The 19,415-nt window shown below is 71.8% G+C and carries 16 protein-coding genes; 10 read left to right on the top strand and 6 right to left on the bottom strand.

Annotated features, from left to right (window positions below; all coding sequences use genetic code 11):
- Window positions 1–49: 49 nt before the first annotated feature.
- Complete coding sequence (locus tag ACT3TZ_RS03130) at window positions 50–541, bottom strand: roadblock/LC7 domain-containing protein (RefSeq protein WP_444581935.1); 492 nt, start codon at window positions 539–541, stop codon at window positions 50–52.
- On the bottom strand, window positions 538–1,188 hold the full coding sequence (locus ACT3TZ_RS03125; protein WP_444581934.1) for a GTP-binding protein: 651 nt from the start codon (window positions 1,186–1,188) through the stop codon (window positions 538–540). The genes ACT3TZ_RS03130 and ACT3TZ_RS03125 overlap by 4 nt, the downstream gene beginning before the upstream one ends.
- Before the next feature lie 187 nt (window positions 1,189–1,375).
- Here ACT3TZ_RS03125 and ACT3TZ_RS03120 point away from each other — a divergent pair, with 187 nt between their 5' ends.
- On the top strand, window positions 1,376–1,747 hold the full coding sequence (locus ACT3TZ_RS03120) for a hypothetical protein (RefSeq protein ID WP_444581933.1): 372 nt from the start codon (window positions 1,376–1,378) through the stop codon (window positions 1,745–1,747).
- A gap of 64 nt (window positions 1,748–1,811) precedes the next feature.
- On the opposite strand, the gene ACT3TZ_RS03115 is transcribed toward ACT3TZ_RS03120, so the two are convergent.
- The gene (locus ACT3TZ_RS03115) at window positions 1,812–3,527 is read right to left on the bottom strand and encodes a bifunctional 3'-5' exonuclease/DNA polymerase (RefSeq protein ID WP_444582086.1); all 1,716 of its coding nucleotides are present in this window, start codon (window positions 3,525–3,527) and stop codon (window positions 1,812–1,814) included.
- 98 nt (window positions 3,528–3,625) lie between these two features.
- The gene (locus tag ACT3TZ_RS03110) at window positions 3,626–4,321 is read right to left on the bottom strand and encodes an MBL fold metallo-hydrolase (protein ID WP_444581932.1); all 696 of its coding nucleotides are present in this window, start codon (window positions 4,319–4,321) and stop codon (window positions 3,626–3,628) included.
- 110 nt (window positions 4,322–4,431) lie between these two features.
- Here ACT3TZ_RS03110 and uvrA point away from each other — a divergent pair, with 110 nt between their 5' ends.
- The 9 genes from uvrA (at window position 4,432) to secG (ending at window position 16,033) form a co-directional block, all read left to right on the top strand.
- Window positions 4,432–7,314, top strand: coding sequence for an excinuclease ABC subunit UvrA (gene uvrA, locus ACT3TZ_RS03105; RefSeq protein WP_444581931.1), 2,883 nt, complete (start codon window positions 4,432–4,434; stop codon window positions 7,312–7,314).
- A 3-nt stretch (window positions 7,315–7,317) separates the two neighbouring features.
- A complete protein-coding gene (uvrC, locus tag ACT3TZ_RS03100) occupies window positions 7,318–9,207 on the top strand; it encodes an excinuclease ABC subunit UvrC (protein WP_444581930.1) in 1,890 nt (629 codons plus the stop codon).
- A 147-nt stretch (window positions 9,208–9,354) separates the two neighbouring features.
- Window positions 9,355–10,260: an RNase adapter RapZ gene (gene rapZ / locus ACT3TZ_RS03095; protein ID WP_444582085.1), complete on the top strand. Its 906-nt coding sequence runs from the start codon at window positions 9,355–9,357 to the stop codon at window positions 10,258–10,260.
- On the top strand, window positions 10,257–11,366 hold the full coding sequence (locus ACT3TZ_RS03090) for a gluconeogenesis factor YvcK family protein (RefSeq protein WP_444581929.1): 1,110 nt from the start codon (window positions 10,257–10,259) through the stop codon (window positions 11,364–11,366). The genes rapZ and ACT3TZ_RS03090 overlap by 4 nt, the downstream gene beginning before the upstream one ends.
- A complete protein-coding gene (gene whiA / locus ACT3TZ_RS03085) occupies window positions 11,350–12,324 on the top strand; it encodes a DNA-binding protein WhiA (RefSeq protein ID WP_444581928.1) in 975 nt (324 codons plus the stop codon). Before ACT3TZ_RS03090 ends, whiA begins: the two co-directional genes overlap by 17 nt.
- Window positions 12,325–12,557: 233 nt before the next feature.
- Window positions 12,558–13,562 carry a type I glyceraldehyde-3-phosphate dehydrogenase gene (gap, locus tag ACT3TZ_RS03080; protein WP_444581927.1) on the top strand — a complete coding sequence of 335 codons (1,005 nt, stop codon included), beginning with the start codon at window positions 12,558–12,560 and terminating at the stop codon, window positions 13,560–13,562.
- A 126-nt stretch (window positions 13,563–13,688) separates the two neighbouring features.
- The gene (locus ACT3TZ_RS03075) at window positions 13,689–14,888 is read left to right on the top strand and encodes a phosphoglycerate kinase (protein WP_444582084.1); all 1,200 of its coding nucleotides are present in this window, start codon (window positions 13,689–13,691) and stop codon (window positions 14,886–14,888) included.
- A complete protein-coding gene (gene tpiA / locus ACT3TZ_RS03070; RefSeq protein ID WP_444581926.1) occupies window positions 14,885–15,667 on the top strand; it encodes a triose-phosphate isomerase in 783 nt (260 codons plus the stop codon). The genes ACT3TZ_RS03075 and tpiA overlap by 4 nt, the downstream gene beginning before the upstream one ends.
- A 105-nt stretch (window positions 15,668–15,772) precedes the next feature.
- Complete coding sequence (secG, locus tag ACT3TZ_RS03065; protein WP_444581925.1) at window positions 15,773–16,033, top strand: preprotein translocase subunit SecG; 261 nt, start codon at window positions 15,773–15,775, stop codon at window positions 16,031–16,033.
- 77 nt (window positions 16,034–16,110) lie between these two features.
- On the opposite strand, the gene pgl is transcribed toward secG, so the two are convergent.
- Window positions 16,111–17,805 carry a 6-phosphogluconolactonase gene (gene pgl / locus ACT3TZ_RS03060; RefSeq protein ID WP_444581924.1) on the bottom strand — a complete coding sequence of 565 codons (1,695 nt, stop codon included), beginning with the start codon at window positions 17,803–17,805 and terminating at the stop codon, window positions 16,111–16,113.
- The gene (gene zwf / locus ACT3TZ_RS03055; protein ID WP_444581923.1) at window positions 17,802–19,382 is read right to left on the bottom strand and encodes a glucose-6-phosphate dehydrogenase; all 1,581 of its coding nucleotides are present in this window, start codon (window positions 19,380–19,382) and stop codon (window positions 17,802–17,804) included. The genes pgl and zwf overlap by 4 nt, the downstream gene beginning before the upstream one ends.
- Between the last annotated feature and the right edge of the window lie 33 nt (window positions 19,383–19,415).

Here is a 19,415-nt window from a genome sequence, read left to right as displayed (position 1 = left end):
CGTCCGCCTCACAGCGTGGGCGGCTCCGTCAGACAGCGCGCCTGCCGCCTCACAGCGTCGGCGGTGCGGCTTCCCCGAGGAGCGTCGCGATCTCGGTCGCGGCGGTCCTCGCCGTGATCATGAGCGTCCCCAGCTGCACGTCCTGCGCGCTGATCGCCAGCAGGAGCTGACCGAAGGGCTCGACGATGAGCCCCAGCACGGCCGTCTGGACGTTGCCGATCGTGATGGTCACGACCGTCCGCGCCGCGGGGTCCGTGTCCGCGACCATGATCTGCGCTTCGGCGCGCGCCACCCCGAACAGCGAGCTGTTCATGGCCGCGAGGCGCTCGGCGTCGTCGACATCCACGCCCAGGGAGCACACGTGCATGCCGTCGGCGCTCGCGAGCACCGCCGCCGACATCTCGGGGAACGACTCCCTGACCTGCTCCAGCCGGCGCAGCGCGGTCTGGGCGATCACGATCGACCAGACGTCCCAGTCCGCCGCGATCGAGGGGTGGAGATGCAGGCTGTCGAGCTCGGCGGTCTCGGCGGGTTCGGTCATCGTGCTCCCTCCGGGAGGTCGAGGGCCGCGCACACGACCCGCATGACGGCGTCGCGGTCGCGCGGATCGACGGCGAGGACCGGAGCGGTGGGGACGTTGTGCTCGGCGAGCAGCGGTGCGAGCGCCGCACGGGCGGCGTTGGCGCCGTCGTCGGTCCGGGTGACGGCGATCGCCATGCGGCGGTGCACCACGGGAGACGCCACCGTGTCGAGCCAGGACCGGACGTCGTCGACCAGCTGATCCCCGTCGCCGAAGGCCCACAGCACCACGCGCGAGTGCGGCGCGAGCAGCGAGGCGCGAGCGGTCCCGAAACGATCCTGTCCGGGGGTGCCGACGAGTGCGACGGACAGGTCCTCGGTGGGCTTCCAGATGCCGTAGTCGATCCCGACCGTCGTGGTGAGCTTGCCGGGGACGGCACGATCCTCGGACGAGGCCGGAGCCGAGATCGGGACCTCGGTGTCGACCGCGTCGACATCGGTCAGGACGCGCACGGCGGTGGTCTTGCCCACGCCCACCGGGCCGGCGAACACGACGCGATGACGCGCAGCCGTGCCCAGGTGATGCCGGGCTCGACGACCGTGGTCGAGCGAGGGGCGCCCGGTCCCGGCGTCGGCGGCGCGGTTCGCCGCGGTGCGGGGTCTGGTCATGAGGTGAGGGCCTTCCTCGGCGGTGCCGGGGTCTTTCCGTCGGGTTCGTGGTGAATTGTGACAGGTCCGACCATCGGAAGCGGACGTTTCCGGCGTCATATGCCGCTTGTCGCTTTCACACCTTATGCTGTGCCGGGCAAGGACGTCGTGACCGCCATTGCGCGGCACACCATCTGAAGGAGAATCCATGGCATCGCAGGAGAAGCTCAACGAGATGATCGAGGCCATCGCCGGCGACATCAACGGGTTCATCGGCGCCTCCGTCGTCGACATCGAGTCCGGGATGCCGCTGACCTCTGTGTCGCGCCGTCCGGACTTCGATCTCGATGTGGCCAGCGCCTACAACAGCGAGATGGTCAAGGCCAAGATCAAGACGATCCGTGCCCTCGGTCTGAACTCGCGTCTGGACGACATGCTGCTGACCCTGGACGACCAGCTGCACCTCATCAAGCTGCTCTCCCCGCACGTGTTCCTGTACCTCGCCGCCGAGCGTCAGGGGACCAACCTCGCACTGCTGCGCGCCGCGGTGAACCGTCACACCGCCAACGTCGACGCCTGAGTCGTCCGCATCACCTCCACGAGAGCCCCGCGGCATCGCCGCGGGGCTCTCGTGCGCTCCGGGATCAGGGGAGCGCGGACGGGTCCCGGATCTCGAGGTCCAGGGGGAAGTCGACCTCGCTGCCGGGGAACAGGAGTCGCCCGGCTCCCTCGGCGGCCGCTCGGATCGCCGCCGCCGCCGCGTCCGCGTGCTCTCGTGGCGCGTGCACGACGATCTCGTCGTGCAGGAAGTACACGAGGTGGGCACGATGCGCGGCGACCGGGCCCGATCGCGCAGCGGCCGCGTGCTCGGGCACGGGGTCCAGCCCGTCCAAGGACTGACGGACCAGCGCGATCCAGGTCAGGGCCCACTCCGCCGCGGTGCCCTGGACCACGAAGTTCCGGGTGAACCGGCCCCGGTCCCGCGCGCTGCGGCGGGCGAGGGCCTGCTCGGCCTCGGACGCATCGGGACCGTTCGCCGTCCTCTGGGAGCGCGACCAGCGCTCCTCGGGCGGCGGGGACGAGCGGCCGAGCAGCGTGGTCACCGTCCCTCCGCGCTCCCCGGTGCGTGCGGCCTCGTCGACGAGCGCCATCGCCACCGGGAAGGTGCTGCGCAGGCGGGGCACCAGGCGTCCGCTGTCCCCGGTGGTGCCGCCGTACAGGGCCCCGAGGACCGCGATCTTGGCCTCCTGGCGGGTCGGGACGATGCCGGCATCGACGATCCCGGCGTACAGGTCCTGCCCGGCCCCGGCGCGCGCCATGGCCGTGTCCCCGGACATCGCCGCGAGCACGCGCGGCTCCAGCTGGGCGACGTCGGCTCCGACCAGGACCCATCCCGGATCGGCCGTGAGCACGGGACGCAGCAGGCGGGGGATCTGCAGCGCCCCGCCGCCGCTGGCGGCCCAGCGCCCGGTGACGACACCCCCGGGTGCGTACAGGGGGCGGTAGCGGCCCTCGTGGACCCAGGTGCGGATCCAGTTCCAGCCGTTGGCGGTGTGCAGACGGGAGAGCTTCTTGTACCGCAGCAGGGGCGCGATCGCGGGGTGATCGATCGCCTCGAGGTCCCAGCGCGAGGTCGAGGGCGCGTCGATGCCGGCGCGATGCAGGGCGCGCAGCAGCCGGGGCGGGGAGTCGAGGCCGACGCGCGGATCACCCAGGGCGGTGCGGACCTCGGCCGCGGCGCGCACCATCTCCGGCGGTGTCTGCTCGTGCGCGGGGCGCGGACCGAGGACCGCGCGCAGGATCGCGTCGTGCGCCTCGACGTCCCAGGGGATGCCCGCCGCGTGCAGCTCCGCGGCCACGAGCCCGCCCACCGACTCCCCGGCGGCCAGGAGTCGGAGACGGTCGGGGCCGTCGGAGCCCTCGATGGCGGTGCGCTGGCGGGCGAGCTCGGCGAGCATCTCGTCGATGCCGTGGGGCACACCGCCCCTCCCGCCGCCGGAGGACGCACCGAGCTCGAACAGCGCGGCGTGCTCCTCGGGAGAGGGCACGTGCTCCTCCAGGGGTGCCGCCCACGCGGCCGCGCCCCGGAGCGGTCCGGGGTCCCGCACCAGCTCCGAGCCCGCGAGGATCCTGTGGACGAGACGCAGATCGTGCGCCCGTGCCAGGCGCACGCCGTCGGCGAGCAGGGGAGGGCAGGCCTCGGCGCTGTCGGCGAGCACCCAGCGCGGGGAGCGCCGCTGCTCGTGCAGGCGCACCGCCGGGGCCAGGTCCTCCGCGGCGCCCGTGATGCGACCTGTCTCATGACCTTGCCGATCGAGGTCGACGATCACGAACCCGCCATCGCCGGCGATGCCCAGCACGCTGAGCCCGTCGGCTCCGTCGGCTCCGTCGGCTCCGTCGGCTCCGTCAGCTCCGCCGGCCCCGTCGGCCGAGGAGACCGTCGCATCCCTCGGGTCCGTCACCAGCCGCGTTCGCGCCACGCGGCCAGCTGGGGGCGCTCGGCACCCAGGGTCGTGTCCGGTCCGTGTCCGGGATAGACCCAGGTGGAGTCCCCGAGCCGGTCGAAGATGCGCGCGGTGACGTCGTCGAGCAGACGGGAGAAGCGCTCGGCGTCCCCCTGGGTGGCTCCCACCCCTCCGGGGAACAGCGAGTCGCCCGTGAACAGATGGTCGCCGTCCTCGCCGCCTCGGTAGAGCAGGGCGATGCTTCCCGGGGTGTGGCCGCGCAGGCCGATCACCTCCAGGTCGTGGACGCCCACGCGCAGCACGTCGCCGTCCCGGAGCAGCACGTCCGTGAGGACGGCGATGTCCGGGGCGTCCGCCGCACCGGCCGCGGTACGAGCCCCGGTCGCGCGGACGAGGGCGGCCAGCGCACCCACGTGGTCGTGGTGGCTGTGCGTCGTGACGATGGTGTCCAGACGCGAGGTGGAGGAGCCCTCCCGCACCAGGCGCTCGAGCCGGGGGGCATCGGCCGCGGCGTCGACGAGCAGCTGCGCGCCGGAGACGCGGCACGTGAGCAGGTAGGCGCTGTTGTCCATCGGGCCGACGGAGGCCTTGCGGATCATCAGGCTCGGCAGGACCCGCAGCGCGGTCGGCCCGCCCGGGGCGGTCTCGCCGGTGTAGGTGTCGGGTCGGGGGCCGTCGGCGCTCGTCATCGTCCCAGTATCGCCGCCCGGGCCCGACCCGAGGTGTTCCATCTCGCCTGGGCCCTGCGGTGACAAAGACCTCGCGCTCGTTCGTCGGGGGGCGCTCGTAGGATGGCGCGGTGAGTGAAACGCTGGTCGTCCGTGGTGCGCGAGAGCACAACCTCAAGAACGTCGACATCGAGATCCCCCGGGACGCCCTGGTGGTGTTCTCGGGGCTGTCCGGATCCGGGAAGTCCTCCCTGGCTTTCGACACCATCTTCGCCGAGGGGCAGAGGCGGTACGTCGAATCCCTGTCCGCCTATGCGCGGCAGTTCCTGGGGCAGATGGACAAGCCCTCGGTGGACTTCATCGAAGGGCTCTCTCCCGCAGTTTCGATCGACCAGAAGTCCACCAACCGCAATCCGCGCTCGACCGTCGGCACCATCACCGAGGTGTACGACTATCTCCGTCTGCTGTTCTCACGCGCCGGCATCCAGCACTGCCCGGTCTGCGGCGAGAGGGTCTCCTCGCAGTCCCCGCAGCAGATCGTCGACGTCCTGCTGGCCCTCGAGGCCGGCACGCGCTTCCAGGTCCTGGCGCCCGTGGTCCGCGGCCGCAAGGGCGAGCACGCGGATCTCCTCAGCTCCCTGCGCGCCCAGGGATACGCGCGGGCGCGGGTGGACGGCCAGGTGCGCCGCCTCGACGAGGAGATCACCCTCGACAAGAAGTACAAGCACACCATCGAGGTCGTCGTGGACCGCCTCGCGGCCAAGCCCGACGCGCGCCGCCGTCTGACGGATTCCGTCGAGACGGCCCTGCGGCTGGCCGAGGGGATCCTCCTCATCGACTTCGTCGACCTCGACGAGGGTGACCCGGCCCGTGAGCGCCGCTTCTCCGAGAAGCGCGCCTGCCCCAACGACCACCCCCTGACCCTCGACGACATCGAGCCCCGGGCGTTCTCGTTCAACGCCCCGTACGGCTCCTGCCCCGAGTGCAGCGGCATCGGCATGCGCCTCGAGGTCGATCCGGAGCTCGTGATCCCCGATGAGGACCTCACCCTCGCCGAGGGCGCGATCGCCCCCTGGACGATGGGCCAGGCCGACTACCACCAGCAGGTCATGACGGGCCTCGCCGAGGACCTCGCGTTCTCGATGGACACGCCCTTCCGCGCCCTGCCCGAGCGCGCCAAGGACGCCCTCCTCAACGGGAGGGACCACAAGGTCCACGTGAAGTACCGCAACCGGTTCGGCCGCGAGCGCACCTACTCCACGGGCTTCGAGGGCGTCCTGTTCTTCCTGGAGCGACGGCACGACGACACCGAGTCCGAATGGGCCAAGGAGCGCTACGAGCAGTTCATGCGCGAGGTCCCGTGCCCCGCGTGCCGCGGTGCCCGCCTGCGTCCGGAGATCCTCGCCGTGACGGTCGCGGGCCGCTCGATCGCCGAGGTCTGCGACATGTCGATCGCCGACGCCCGCGACTTCCTCTCCCACCTCGAGCTCGGTGAGCGTGAGCGCCAGATCGCCGACGCCGTGCTGCGGGAGATCCTCGCGCGTCTGGGCTTCCTGCTCGACGTCGGCCTCGACTACCTGAACCTGGGGCGCGCCGCGGGCACGCTGTCGGGCGGCGAGGCCCAGCGGATCCGGCTCGCCACCCAGATCGGCTCGGGCCTGGTGGGCGTGCTGTACGTCCTGGACGAGCCGTCGATCGGACTGCACCAGCGGGACAACGAGCGCCTGATCGGGACGCTCACCCGTCTGCGGGACCTGGGCAACACCCTGATCGTCGTCGAGCACGACGAGGACACCCTCAACGCCGCGGACTGGGTGGTCGACATCGGCCCGCTGGCGGGGGAGCACGGCGGCCGCGTGATCCACTCCGGCTCCGTCGAGGAGCTCCGGCGCAACCCGGAGTCCCTCACGGGCCGCTATCTCTCCGGCGAGCTGTCGATCCCCGTGCCCTCCGAGCGCCGGAAGATCGACCCGAAACGCGCCCTGAAGGTCATCGGCGCCCGGGAGAACAACCTCCACGGCGTGGACGTCTCCTTCCCGCTGGGCGTGCTCACCGCCGTCACGGGCGTCTCGGGATCGGGCAAGTCCACGCTGGTCAACGACATCCTCTATCAGGTGCTCGCACGCGACCTCAACCGCGCCCGCACCGTCCCGGGGCGCCACAAGCGCGTCGAGGGCCTCGAGCACCTGGACAAGGTGGTCCACGTCGACCAGTCGCCCATCGGCCGGACCCCGCGCTCGAACCCCGCCACGTACACCGGGGTGTGGGACCGCGTGCGCACCCTGTTCGCCCAGACCGCCGAGGCGAAGGTCCGCGGCTACAAGGCCGGCCGCTTCTCCTTCAACGTCAAGGGAGGCCGCTGCGAGGCCTGCTCGGGCGACGGCACCATCAAGATCGAGATGAACTTCCTGCCGGACGTCTACGTCCAGTGCGAGGTGTGCCACGGGGCGCGGTACAACCGCGAGACCCTCGAGGTGCACTTCAAGGGTCGCAACGTCGCCGAGGTGCTCGACATGCCCATCGAGGAGGCCGTGGACTTCTTCGAGGCGGTCCCGGCGATCCACCGGCAGCTCGCCACCCTGTGCGACGTGGGCCTGGGGTACGTGCGGCTGGGCCAGAGCGCGCCCACCCTCTCCGGCGGCGAGGCGCAGCGGGTCAAGCTCGCCTCGGAGCTGCACAAGCGCTCCGCGGGACGCACCATCTACGTCCTGGACGAGCCCACCACCGGCCTGCACTTCGAGGACGTCCGCAAGCTGCTGGGCGTGCTCGAGCACCTCGTGGACAAGGGCAACAGCGTCATCGTCATCGAGCACAACCTCGACGTCATCAAGACGGCCGACCACGTCATCGACCTCGGCCCCGAGGGCGGCAGCGGCGGCGGCCGGATCGTCGCGACCGGAACCCCCGAGGAGATCGCGTGCGTCGAGGAGTCCCACACCGGGCGCTTCCTGCGCCACGTGCTCGAGGGGCGTCACGCCGCGGTCGTGGGGGCGCACGCCGCACAGGGGAGCTGAGCCGTGGCGGATCCGGCCACCTATCGCCCCGCCCCCGGGACCATCCCGGTCTCGCCCGGGGTCTACCGCTTCCGCGACGCGGACGGCCGTGTCATCTACGTCGGCAAGGCCAAGAACCTCCGCGCGCGCCTGTCCAACTACTTCCAGGACGTCGCCGGTCTGCATCCGCGCACCCGGAGGATGGTCACGACCGCCGCGAGCGTCGAGTGGACCGTCGTGACCAGCGAGGTCGAGGCGCTGACGCTGGAGTACACGTGGATCAAGGAGTTCGACCCCCGGTTCAACGTCAAGTTCCGCGACGACAAGTCCTACCCGTATCTCGCGGTGACGATGGGGGAGACGTATCCCCGCATCCACGTGACACGGCGGGCCAAGCTCAAGGGGGACCGCTTCTTCGGCCCGTACACCCATGTCTGGGCGATCCGCGAGACCGTCGACCTGCTCCTGCGGGTGTTCCCGGTGCGCACCTGCACCGCCGGGGTGTTCCGCCGCGCCGAGCGTTCGGGGCGCCCCTGCCTCCTGGGCTTCATCGACAAGTGCTCGGCCCCCTGCGTCGGGCAGATCACCCCGGAGGACCACCGCGACCTCGCCGAGCAGTTCTGCGACTTCATGGCGGGCAACACCGCCAAGTACACCCGGCAGATCGAGAAGCGGATGCGCGAGGCCTCCGCCGCGATGGACTACGAGACGGCCGCGCGGCTGCGCGACGACCTCGGCGCCCTGAACAAGGTCATGGAGCGCAACGCCGTGGTCCTGTCCGACTCGACCGACGCCGATCTCATCGGCATGGCCCAGGACGACCTCGAGGCCGCGATCCAGGTGTTCCACGTGCGCGGCGGGCGGATCCGCGGCCAGCGCGGCTGGACCGCCGAGATCCTCGACGAGTCGACCTCCGCGGACCTCGTCGAGCGTGCCCTGACCACCCTGTATGCCGACGGCGCCGTGCCCCGCGAGGTGCTCGTGCCCCAGATGCCGGCCCACGTCGAGGAGGTGCGGGCGCTGATCGGTGCACGGGCCGATCTCCGCGTCCCCCAGCGCGGCGAGAAGAAGGACCTGCTGGACACCGTCACCAAGAACGCGGAGGAGGCCCTGCGCCTGCACCGCCTGCGCCGCGCGGGGGACCTCACCGCCCGCTCGAAGGCGCTCGAGGACCTCGGGGATGCGCTGGACCTCGACGAGCCGCCGTTGCGGATCGAGTGCTACGACATCTCCCACTCCCAGGGCACCAACGTCGTCGGCTCCCAGGTGGTCTTCGAGGACGGGCTCCCGCGCAAGAGCGAGTACCGGCGCTACGCCGTCCACGGCGAGGCGGCCCGCGACGACACCGCATCGATGTACGACGTCATCTCCCGTCGCCTCGAGCGCCATCTGCATCCGCCCGAGAAGGACGACGAGGAGGCGCGCCGCTTCGCGTACCCGCCCTCGCTGATCCTCGTCGACGGCGGCCCCCCGCAGGTCGCGGCGGCCCAGCGCGCCATGGACGACAAGGGTGTCACCGACATCGCCCTCGCCGGGATCGCCAAGCGCCTCGAGGAGATCTGGCTGCCCGGCGAGGAGCATCCCGTGATCCTCCCGCGCACCAGCGAGGCCCTGTTCCTCGTGCAGCGACTGCGCGACGAGGCCCACCGTTTCGCGATCTCGTACCACCGGTCCAAGCGCGGACGCGCGATGCACGACAGCGCTCTCGACGAGATCCCCGGTCTGGGTCCCTCCCGGCGCACCGCCCTGCTGGACGCCTTCACGACCGTCCGGGCGATCCGCGAGGCGAGCGTCGAGGAGCTCGTGGCGGTCCCCGGCATCGGGCCCTCGCTCGCCGAGGTGATCCACGCCGCACTACACTCCGAAGGGCCGCAGCCCGCGGTGGACATGGCGACCGGGGAGATCCTCTCGTGAGCGGCAGGTCCCGACGGGTCGCGGAGGACCGACGCCCAGCGAGCAGAAGGAGGGGCCGGCGTGCCCACCGATGAGAGCCCCCGGACGCCGTCCGCCGACGACGCGGACCGGAACCCGAGCGAGGACGCCGCGGCCGTGCGGGCCGCCGTGCCCGAGGAGGCGACGGCCGAGCAGGTCTCGGTGACCGACGAGGAGCCCGGCGAGATCGTCATCATCACCGGCCTCGCAGGAGCGGGCCGCGAGACCGCGGCGCACGCGCTCGAGGACCTCGGCTGGTACGTCGTCTACAACATCGCCCCCCAGGTGATCCGTGCGCTCTACGACCTCCAGCTGCAGACCGAGGGACGCCCGCCGCGCTTCGCGGTGGTCGTCGATCCCCGGTCCGGGTCCCTGTTCTCCGAGCTCTACGACGTGGTCAGCGAGCTCCGGGACGCGGAGCTGCGCCCCCGTCTGGTGATGCTGACGGCCGATGAGGGCACGCTCGTGCGGCGCTTCGACTCCGTGCGTCGACCCCATCCCCTCCAGGGTGACGAGGGCGTGCTCGAGGGGATCCGCCGCGAGCGCGAGCTGCTCGAGCCCTACCGCCGGCTCGCGGACGTGGTCATCGACACCTCCACGCTGAACGTCCACCAGCTGACGATGAAGATGCGGACGCTGTTCGGGACCTCGCGCGAGCAGGAGCTCACCGTCAACATCCTGTCCTTCGGCTTCAAGTACGGGATCCCGATCGAGGCCGATCACGTCAGCGACGTGCGCTTCATCCCCAATCCCTACTGGGTCCCGGAGCTGCGACCCCTGCGCGGGACCGACGACGCGGTGTCCTCGTTCGTCCTGGGCGACGCCAACGCCCGGGACTTCGTCGAGCGCTACCTCGACATGATCGCCCCGGTCCTGCGCGGCTACTCGACCGAGAACAAGCACTTCACGACGCTCGCGATCGGCTGCACCGGCGGCAAGCACCGCTCGGTCGCCGTCGCCGAGCGGATCGGCGACGAGCTGCGTCGGGCAGGGCACCCGGTCCGGGTGCGTCACCGCGACCTGGGACGCGAGTGACGGCCGGGACCCGGCGCCCCCTCGCACATCCCCGACCGCGACCCTCCTCGCCCTACACCGCCGTCGGGGCCGACCGCGGGCTGTCGGTGGTCGCCCTCGGCGGCGGCCACGGTCTCGCCGCGAACTTGCGGGCACTGCGCCATCTCGCCGACGAGCTGACGGCCGTCGTCACCGTCGCCGACAACGGGGGATCGAGCGGGCGGATCCGGGCGGAGATGCCCGTGCTGCCGCCAGGGGACCTCCGCATGGCGCTCTCGGCCCTGTGCGAGGACTCCGACTGGGGGGTCGTCTGGCGCGACGTCGTCCAGCACCGCTTCCGCACCGACGGGGAGCTGGACGGCCACGCCCTGGGCAACCTGCTGATCGTCGCCCTGTGGCAGATCCTCGGCGACCCGATCGCGGGGCTCGACAAGGTGGGGGAGCTGCTGGGAGCTCGCGGCCGGGTGCTGCCGATGGCGCTCGAGCCCCTGGACATCGAGGCCCGCGTCGCCGATCCCGACGGCACCGTCCGGACCGTGCGCGGCCAGGCCGAGGTCGCCGTGGCCACGGGCCGCGTCGAGGAGCTGCGCCTGGTGCCCGATGCGCCGACGGTGCCCGTCGAGGTGCTCGACGCGATCGGCGGCGCCGACTGGATCATCATCGGGCCCGGCTCCTGGTACACCTCGGTGCTCCCGCACCTGATGATCCCCGAGCTCGCCGAGGCGATCCGCACCAGCCCCGCACGGCGCTGCATCACGATGAACCTCGCGGCCGGGACCAGCGAGACCGCGGGTATGGATTCCAGCTCCCTGCTGGACGCCCTCCTCGAGCACGCCGACGGGATCCGGTTCGACGCGCTGATCGCCGATCCCACGCTCCGTGACGACTCCTTCGACCTCGCCGAGCACGCCGAGCGCCATGGCATCCAGGCGCTCCTGCGCCAGGTCTCGGTGGGTTCGGGCAGACCCGTCCATGACCCCGTGCGTCTGGCCGCCGCGTATCGTGACGTGTTCGACGGCGTCTACGGGGACGTCTCGGACCTCGAACCCACGGCGCCCGGCGAGCCCGCCGCCGACGACACGGAACCCCGGAAGGAGACGCGAGAGGCCCATGGCACTGACCGGTGACGTGAAGGAGGAGCTCGCGCACCTCCCGGTGACGCGCCCCTCGGCCCGCAAGGCCGAGGTCGCGGCGCTGCTGCGCTTCGCCGGGGGACTGCACCTCGAGGGCGGGCGCGTGGTCGTCGAGGCCGAGGTCGACACCTCGGCGACGGCCCGACGGCTCAAGACGGCGATCGTCGACGTGTACGGACACCCCAGCGAGGTCACCGTCCTCGCACCGACGGGGATCCGCAGGACCACGCGCTACGCCGTGCGGGTGCTCGCCGACGGCGGGGCCTTCGCCCGCCAGACCGGTCTGCTCGACCATCGCGGTCGGCCCGTGCGCGGCATGCCGCCCGCGGTCGTCGGCGGCGCCGCGGCCGATGCCGCTGCCGCCTGGCGCGGGGCGTTCCTGGCCCGCGGCTCCCTCACCGAGCCCGGCCGCAGCGCCGCGCTCGAGCTGACCTGCCCCGGTCCCGAGACCGCGCTGGCGATGGTGGGCGCCGCCCGCCGGCTCGGCGTGGCCTCCAAGGCCCGCGAGGCCCGCGGAGCGGATCGGGTGGTCCTGCGCGATGGGGATGCCATCGCCTCCCTCCTGGCCCACATGGGCGCCCACCAGACCGTGCTCACCTGGGAGGACCGCCGCACCCGGCGCGAGGTCCGGGCCACCGCGCACCGCCTCGCCAACTTCGACGACGCGAACCTGCGGCGCTCGGCCCGGGCCGCCGTCGCGGCCGGGGCGCGCGTCGAGCGGGCCCTGGAGATCCTCGGCGACGAGGTCCCGGACCACCTCAGGGTCGCCGGCGCCCTGCGGCTCGAGCACCGCCAGGCGAGCCTCGAGGAGCTCGGGCGGCTCTCGGACCCCCCGATGACCAAGGACGCGGTCGCCGGACGGATCCGCAGGCTGCTGGCCATGGCCGACAAGCGTGCCGAGGAGCTCGGCATCGACTCCACCGCGACCGGGCTGCCCGAGGGCGAGGACTGATCCCGCGCCCCGACGGGACCTTGGACCCGGGTCGACAGGCGCCGGGATGGGAGGCTCGGGGGGACGGGAGATCCTTCCCCGACATCCAGCCCCCGGGCAGGTCACGACGCGTCATGCGGACTTGGTAGGCTCGGGTCGTTCCGGCGCGTTCGCCCGCGCACGCCCCCGGCGTGCTCGGAGGACAGCGCCACCACCGTTCCCGCGGCCAGGGGCCGCGATCCAAGGAGGAACCTGTGACAGTCAAGGTCGGCATCAACGGATTCGGTCGGATCGGGCGCAACTTCCTGCGCGCCGCGCTCGCTCAGGGCGCGGACATCGAGATCGTGGGCGTCAACGATCTCACCGACAACGCCACCCTCGCCAACCTCATCAAGTACGACTCGATCGGCGGGGTCCTCTCCGAGGACGTCACCTTCGACGACGAGTCGATCACGGTGGGCGGCAAGCGGATCAAGGCCTTCGAGGAGCGCGATCCCGCGAAGCTCCCGTGGGGCGAGATCGGCGCGGACGTCGTCATCGAGTCCACCGGCATCTTCACGGACGCCGAGAAGGCCAAGGCCCACCTCGAGGCCGGCGCCAAGAAGGTCATCATCTCGGCCCCGGCCAAGAACGAGGACGCCACGTTCGTCATCGGCGTCAACGAGGGCGACTACGACCCGGCCGCGCACAACATCGTGTCCAACGCGTCGTGCACCACGAACAGCCTCGCGCCGGTCGCCAAGGTGCTCAACGACGAGTTCGGGATCGTCAAGGGCCTCATGACCACGATCCACGCGTACACCTCGGACCAGGTGCTGCAGGACGGGCCCCACAAGGACCCGCGCCGTGCCCGCGCCGCCGCCCTGAACATCGTCCCGACCACGACCGGCGCCGCCAAGGCCGTCGCGCTCGTGCTGCCGGAGCTCAAGGGCCGTCTCGACGGCTACTCGCTGCGCGTGCCCGTGCCGGTCGGCTCGATCACGGACCTCACCTTCGAGGCGTCCCGCGAGGTCTCCATCGAGGAGATCAACGCCGCCATCAAGAAGGCCGCCGAGGGGCCCCTCAAGGGCATCCTCCGCTACACCGAGGACCCGATCGTCTCGAAGGACATCGAGGGCGACCCGCACTCGTCGATCTTCGACGCGAGCCTGACCAAGGTCAACGGCAACCTCGTGAAGGTCTTCGCGTGGTACGACAACGAGTGGGGCTTCTCCAACCGCCTCGTCGAGCTCTCGCAGCTCGTCGGCAAGAGCCTCTGACACACCGTCGGCGCGACCTGATCGCGTGACCCATCGGGAGCCCGTCCGGCACCGCCCCTCGGGGCCGGTCGCCGGGCGGGCTCCCGTCGTACCGACACCCCACAGACCCCGGGAGGAAACCCCGTGCTGAAGTCCATCGCCTCGCTCGGCGACCTGCGCGGCAAGCGCGTGCTCGTCCGCAGCGACCTCAACGTGCCGCTCGACGGCACCCGCATCACCGACGACGGGCGCGTCCGCGCCTCCGTCCCCACGCTCCGCACCCTTCTCGACGCCGGCGCCCGCGTCGTCGTCGTGGCCCACCTCGGCCGCCCCAAGGGCACCCCCGAGGAGAAGTACTCCCTGCGCCCCGTCGCCGAGCGGCTCTCCGAGCTGCTCGAGCAGCCGGTCGCCTTCGCGACCGACACCGTGGGCGACTCCGCTCGCGAGACCGCCGCGGGCCTGCAGGACGGGCAGATCGCCGTCCTGGAGAACCTGCGCTTCAACGCCGGGGAGACCAGTAAGGACCAGGCCGAGCGCCACGCCTTCGCCGAGCAGCTCGCGGCCCTGGCCGACGCCTACGTCTCCGACGGCTTCGGCGTGGTCCACCGCAAGCAGGCCTCGGTCTATGACGTCGCCACCCTGCTGCCGTCCGCGGCGGGCCAGCTGGTCCTCGGCGAGGTCGAGGCGCTGCGCAGGGTCACCGACGATCCGGCACGCCCCTTCGTGGTGATCCTCGGCGGCGCCAAGGTCTCCGACAAGCTGGGCGTGATCGAGTCGCTGCTGCACAAGGCCGACCGCATCCTCATCGGCGGCGGCATGGCGTTCACGTTCCTCAAGGCCCAGGGCCACGAGATCGGCACCTCCCTGCTGGACGCCGACCAGCTCGACACCGTCCGGGGCTACCTCGAGACGGCGCGTGAGCGCGGCGTGGACCTCGTGCTCCCGGTCGACGCGGTCGTCGCCCCGGAGTTCGCGGCCGATGCGACCCCCACGGTCGTCGATGCCGACAAGATCCCGGCCGACCAGCTGGGTCTGGACATCGGGCCGCGGTCCTCCGAGCTGTTCGCGGGCAAGATCGCCGATGCGGCGACCGTGTTCTGGAACGGGCCGATGGGCGTCTTCGAGTTCGAGGCCTTCTCCGGCGGGACGCGTGCGGTGGCCGAGGCCGTCGCCGCGTGCCCCGGCTACACCGTGGTCGGGGGCGGCGACTCCGCCGCCGCCGTCCGTACACTCGGGCTCGACGAGAGCCGTTACTCGCACATCTCCACCGGCGGCGGTGCGAGCCTCGAGCTGATCGAGGGCAAGGAGCTGCCGGGCATCACGATCCTCGAGGAGGACAGGGCATGACCACGCGGACCCCGCTCATGGCGGGCAACTGGAAGATGAACCTCGACTACAAGGAGGGCCTGGCCCTCGTGGAGTCGCTCGGCGAGGCGCTCAAGGGCGTCGACGAGAGCACCGTGGAGGCGGCGGTGATCCCGCCGTTCGTGGATCTGCGCACCGCGCAGACCTCGATCGCCACCAACGCCTTCCCGCTCGCCCTCGGCGCGCAGGACCTCTCCGAGCACGTCGGGACGGGCGCCTACACCGGGGAGATCTCCGGACAGATGCTCGCCGCCCTCGACGTGACGTACGTGCTGGTGGGCCACTCCGAGCGCCGCGAGTACCACCGTGAGGGCGAGGCCGTCACCAACCGCAAGGTGAACTCCGCGATCGCCGCGGGCCTGACCCCGATCCTGTGCGTCGGCGAGGGCCTGGACGAGCGCAAGGCCGGCAAGCAGATCGAGTACACGGTGGCCCAGCTCGAGGGCGGCCTCGAGGGCCTGTCCGCCGAGGACGCCCGCCGTGTCGTCATCGCCTACGAGCCCGTCTGGGCGATCGGCACCGGCGAGGTCGCGACCCCCGAGGACGCCCAGGAGGTCTGCGGAGCGATCCGCGAGACCCTCGCCGCGCTGTACGACCAGGGCGTGGCGCAGGCCGTCCGCGTGCTGTACGGCGGCAGCGTGAAGTCCTCCAACGTCGCCGAGATCATGGCCCAGCCCGACGTCGACGGCGCCCTCGTGGGCGGCGCGTCGCTCAAGGCCGAGGAGTTCGCGAAGATCGTGCGCTTCGCCGACGCCGCCTGATCCGTCACGCCACGGCACGGTCCGGCTCCCCGGCGGGGCGTCGGGCCGTGTCGTGCCGTATCCTGGCACGGCTCGTCGTTCCGACCCGGAAGGTGGATCCCCTACGTGGACCTCTCTCTCGTCAAGATCATCCTGCAGGTGCTGCTGGCCGTCACCGGTCTGCTCGTGATCCTGCTCGTGCTGCTGCACAAGGGCAAGGGCGGCGGCCTCTCCGACATGTTCGGCGGCGGCATCTCCTCGGGCGCCGGATCCTCCGGCGTCGCCGAACGCAACCTGAACCGTCTCACCCTGACGATGGCCCTCATCTGGGCCCTCAGCGCGATCGCCCTGGGCGTGCTCGCGCCGATCATGGCCGTCACCGGCTGATCGCGGCACCGCCGCATCGACGACGGGCCCCGACCTCCTGAGCGGAGGTCGGGGCCCGTCGTCGTCGGGACCGCGCGTCAGAGGTCCGCGGCGGAGGCCTCGTCGAGGTACCAGGTGGTCGACTCCAGGCCGCGCACCGCCGAGGCGGGGCACTCCCAGGCATCGATCCCGGCGTGACCCCGGGCGACGGCCGCGGCCTTCTCCGCGCCGGAGACCAGCAGCGCCACATGGCGTGCCGAGTTCAGCACGGGCCAGGTCAGGGACAGACGGTCCGGCGGGGGTTTGGGGGAGTCCCGCACCGCCACCGTCGTGACCGTCGAGTCCTTCTGGTCCGGATGCTCCGGGAACAGCGAGGCGACGTGCCCGTCGGGTCCCACGCCCAGCAGCAGGACGTCGAAGAACGCCTCGCCCCGGGTGTGGAAGGGACGGTCGCCGCCGGCGAGGTCGAGCTGCTGGCCGTACCAGGCCGCGGCGTCGTCCAGCCCCATGCCGCTGTTGGTCGAGGGCATCGTGTGCACCCGGTGCTCGGACAGCGGGAGACGGTCCAGGAAGCCGGCCCGCACCGCGTTGTCGTTGCGGTCCGTGGAGTCTGCGTTGACGAAACGCTCGTCGCCCCACCACAGCTCGAGCTTCTCCGTGTCGATCCCGTGGGCCAGGATCGCATCGGCCAGCTCCGTGACGGTGCGCACGCCGATGGTCCCTGCGGTCAGCACCAGATGGGCCACGCCGCGCGCCGCGATCGCCGCCGCGAGCTGACCGGCGACCGCCTTGGCCGCGGCACCCGCGAGCTCGGCGGGACCGGCGCCGACGATGTCGGCGGTGTCCGGCTTCCCGGCCGCGAAGGTGGACGGATCCTCGATCGCGGGGAACGCCCGGCACAGCGCGTCACCGTAGACCTCGTCGGGGTCCAGGCGGCGCAGCTCCTCCGAGAGGCATTCGAAGAGGCTGCGGCGCGGCATCGTCACGTGCTGGTCGGACGTGCCGCCCGGCAGCGTCATGACGACGGACTCCTCCGACTCGCGCCGCAGGACGATGTCGCCGTCCTCGCGGTGCAGCACCACGGCCGACAGGGTCCCCGCCGTCGCGTCCTCGGACACGACCTCGACGGGCACGCCCAGCTCGGTGCCCAGCCACGACACCATGAGGATCACCGAGGGATCCTTGGGGTCCCCGTGGACCGAGACGGAGCGGGGCACCGAGATCGGGGGGATCTCGAAGGCCGACGCCACGAGACCGCGCCAGTTGGTGATGCGCGACCACGCCATGTCGGTGTCGCCGCTGCGGTACCCGCGGCGCAGACGCTTGAGCATCGCCTTGGGTGCGGCGGCCTCCTTGGCGTCGGTGATGCGGCGCTGGGCCATCGACCCCAGGACGTCCTGTCCCGGGCTCGAGGGCGCGTTCGAGGGCCACCACGCGACGATCGGGGCGTCGGGCAGGAGGAGAGGCGTCACGAGCGTGTCGAGGCTCGTGGCCACCTGCCCGCGGGCATGCAGCAGCACGATCTCCCCGGCGCCGGCGTCCCGGCCCACGCGGATCTCCGCGTCGAGCCCGTCGGACCCGGCATCGGGCTCGGCCCGCAGGACCAGCACGCGGCACGGGTGCTCGTGGCTGGACCGCACGGCGGCGGCCAGCGGCTCGGCCAGGTCGTCGACGCTGGCCACGATGATGAGCGTGAGCACACGGCCCAGGGCGGTCACGCCGCCCTCCTCGCGGATCTCGACGAGCTTCTTGTCGATCGCCGAGGACGTGGTGTCGGTCAGGGTGGTGATCACGGTCGCCTCCAGGTGCGCCCGTCACGGGCGAGCATCTCGGTCGCTGTCTCGGGGCCCCAGGTCCCCGCCCGATAGGGCGAGGGGGGCATGGACTCCGCCCAGTAGTCGGTGATCGGGTCCAGGATCCTCCAGGACAGCTCGACCTCCTGCTGGCGGGGGAAGAGCGGCGGATCCCCGAGCAGCATGTCGAGGATCAGACGCTCGTAGGCCTCGGGGGACTCCTCGGTGAACGAGGAGCCGTACGCGAAGTCCATCGTCACGTCGCGGACCTCCATCTGCGTGCCGGGCACCTTGGACCCGAAGCGGATGGTGACGCCCTCGTCGGGCTGGACCCGGATGACGATCGCATTCTGCCCCAGGTCCGCGGTGTCGGTGTCGCGGAACGGCAGGAACGGCGCCCGCTTGAACACGACCGCGATCTCGGTGACCCGCCGACCCAGGCGCTTGCCGGCGCGCAGGTAGAACGGGACGCCCGCCCATCGGCGCGTCGCGATGTCCAGCCGGATCGCCGCGAAGGTCTCGGTGGTCGAGTCCTGTGGGATCCCGTCCTCCTCGAGGTAGCCCTTGACGTGCTCCCCGCCCTGCCAGCCGCCGACGTACTGCCCGCGGGCCGTGTGCAGGGAGAGGTCCTCGGGGACCTCCGCCGCCTTGAAGATCTTCTCCTTCTCGGTGCGCAGGTCCGCGGCGTCGAAGGAGACGGGCTCCTCCATCGCCGTGAGCGCGAGGAGCTGCAGGAGGTGGTTCTGGATGACGTCGCGCGCGGTGCCGATGCCGTCGTAGTACCCCGCCCGGGAGCCGATGCCGATGTCCTCGGCCATCGTGATCTGGACGTGGTCGACGTAGTTGGCGTTCCACACCGGCTCGAAGAGCTGGTTGGCGAAGCGGAAGGCCAGAATGTTCTGGACCGTCTCCTTGCCGAGGTAGTGGTCGATCCGGAAGACGTCCTCCGGGCGGAAGACCTTCTCGACGACGGCGTTGAGCTCCTGCGCCGAGGCCAGGTCGTGGCCGAAGGGCTTCTCGATGACCACGCGCCGCCACGAGCCGTCCCGCGGGGTGTTGAGCCCGGAGTTGGCCAGCTGCTCGCAGACGTCGGGGAAGGCGCTCGGGGGGATCGACAGGTAGAAGGCGTGGTTGCCGCCCGTCCCGCGGGTCTCGTCGAGCTCTCCGACGACCTTCGTCAGCCGCTCGAAGGCGGACGTGTCGTCGAAGTTGCCGGTGACGAAGCGGAGCCCGCCTCGGAGCTGGGCGAAGACGTCCTCGTTGAAGGGGGTGCGCGCGTGGGCGCGGACGTTCTCCTCGACGTAGTCCGCGAACTGCTCGTCGCTCCAGTCGCGCCGGCCGAAGCCGACGAGGCCGAAGCTGGGCGGCAGCAGGCCGCGATTGGCGAGGTCGTAGATCGCCGGGAGCAGCTTCTTCTTGGCCAGGTCCCCGGTGACGCCGAACATCACCATGGAGCACGGGCCCGCGATGAGCGGCAGGCGGCGATCGCGGGGATCGCGCAGAGGGTTGTTCCCGAGGGGCGCGTCGGGCGCGCTGGGCGCGGGACGCTGCTCCTCAGCGGGAGGGGTCGGGGTCATGGAGGTCCTTTCGGCACACGAGGGGCCGGCGGC

It is taken from the genome of Brachybacterium sp. AOP25-B2-12, assembly GCF_052378625.1.
GTDB lineage: Bacteria > Actinomycetota > Actinomycetes > Actinomycetales > Dermabacteraceae > Brachybacterium.
This window is presented reverse-complemented; position numbering and strand designations above follow the sequence as displayed.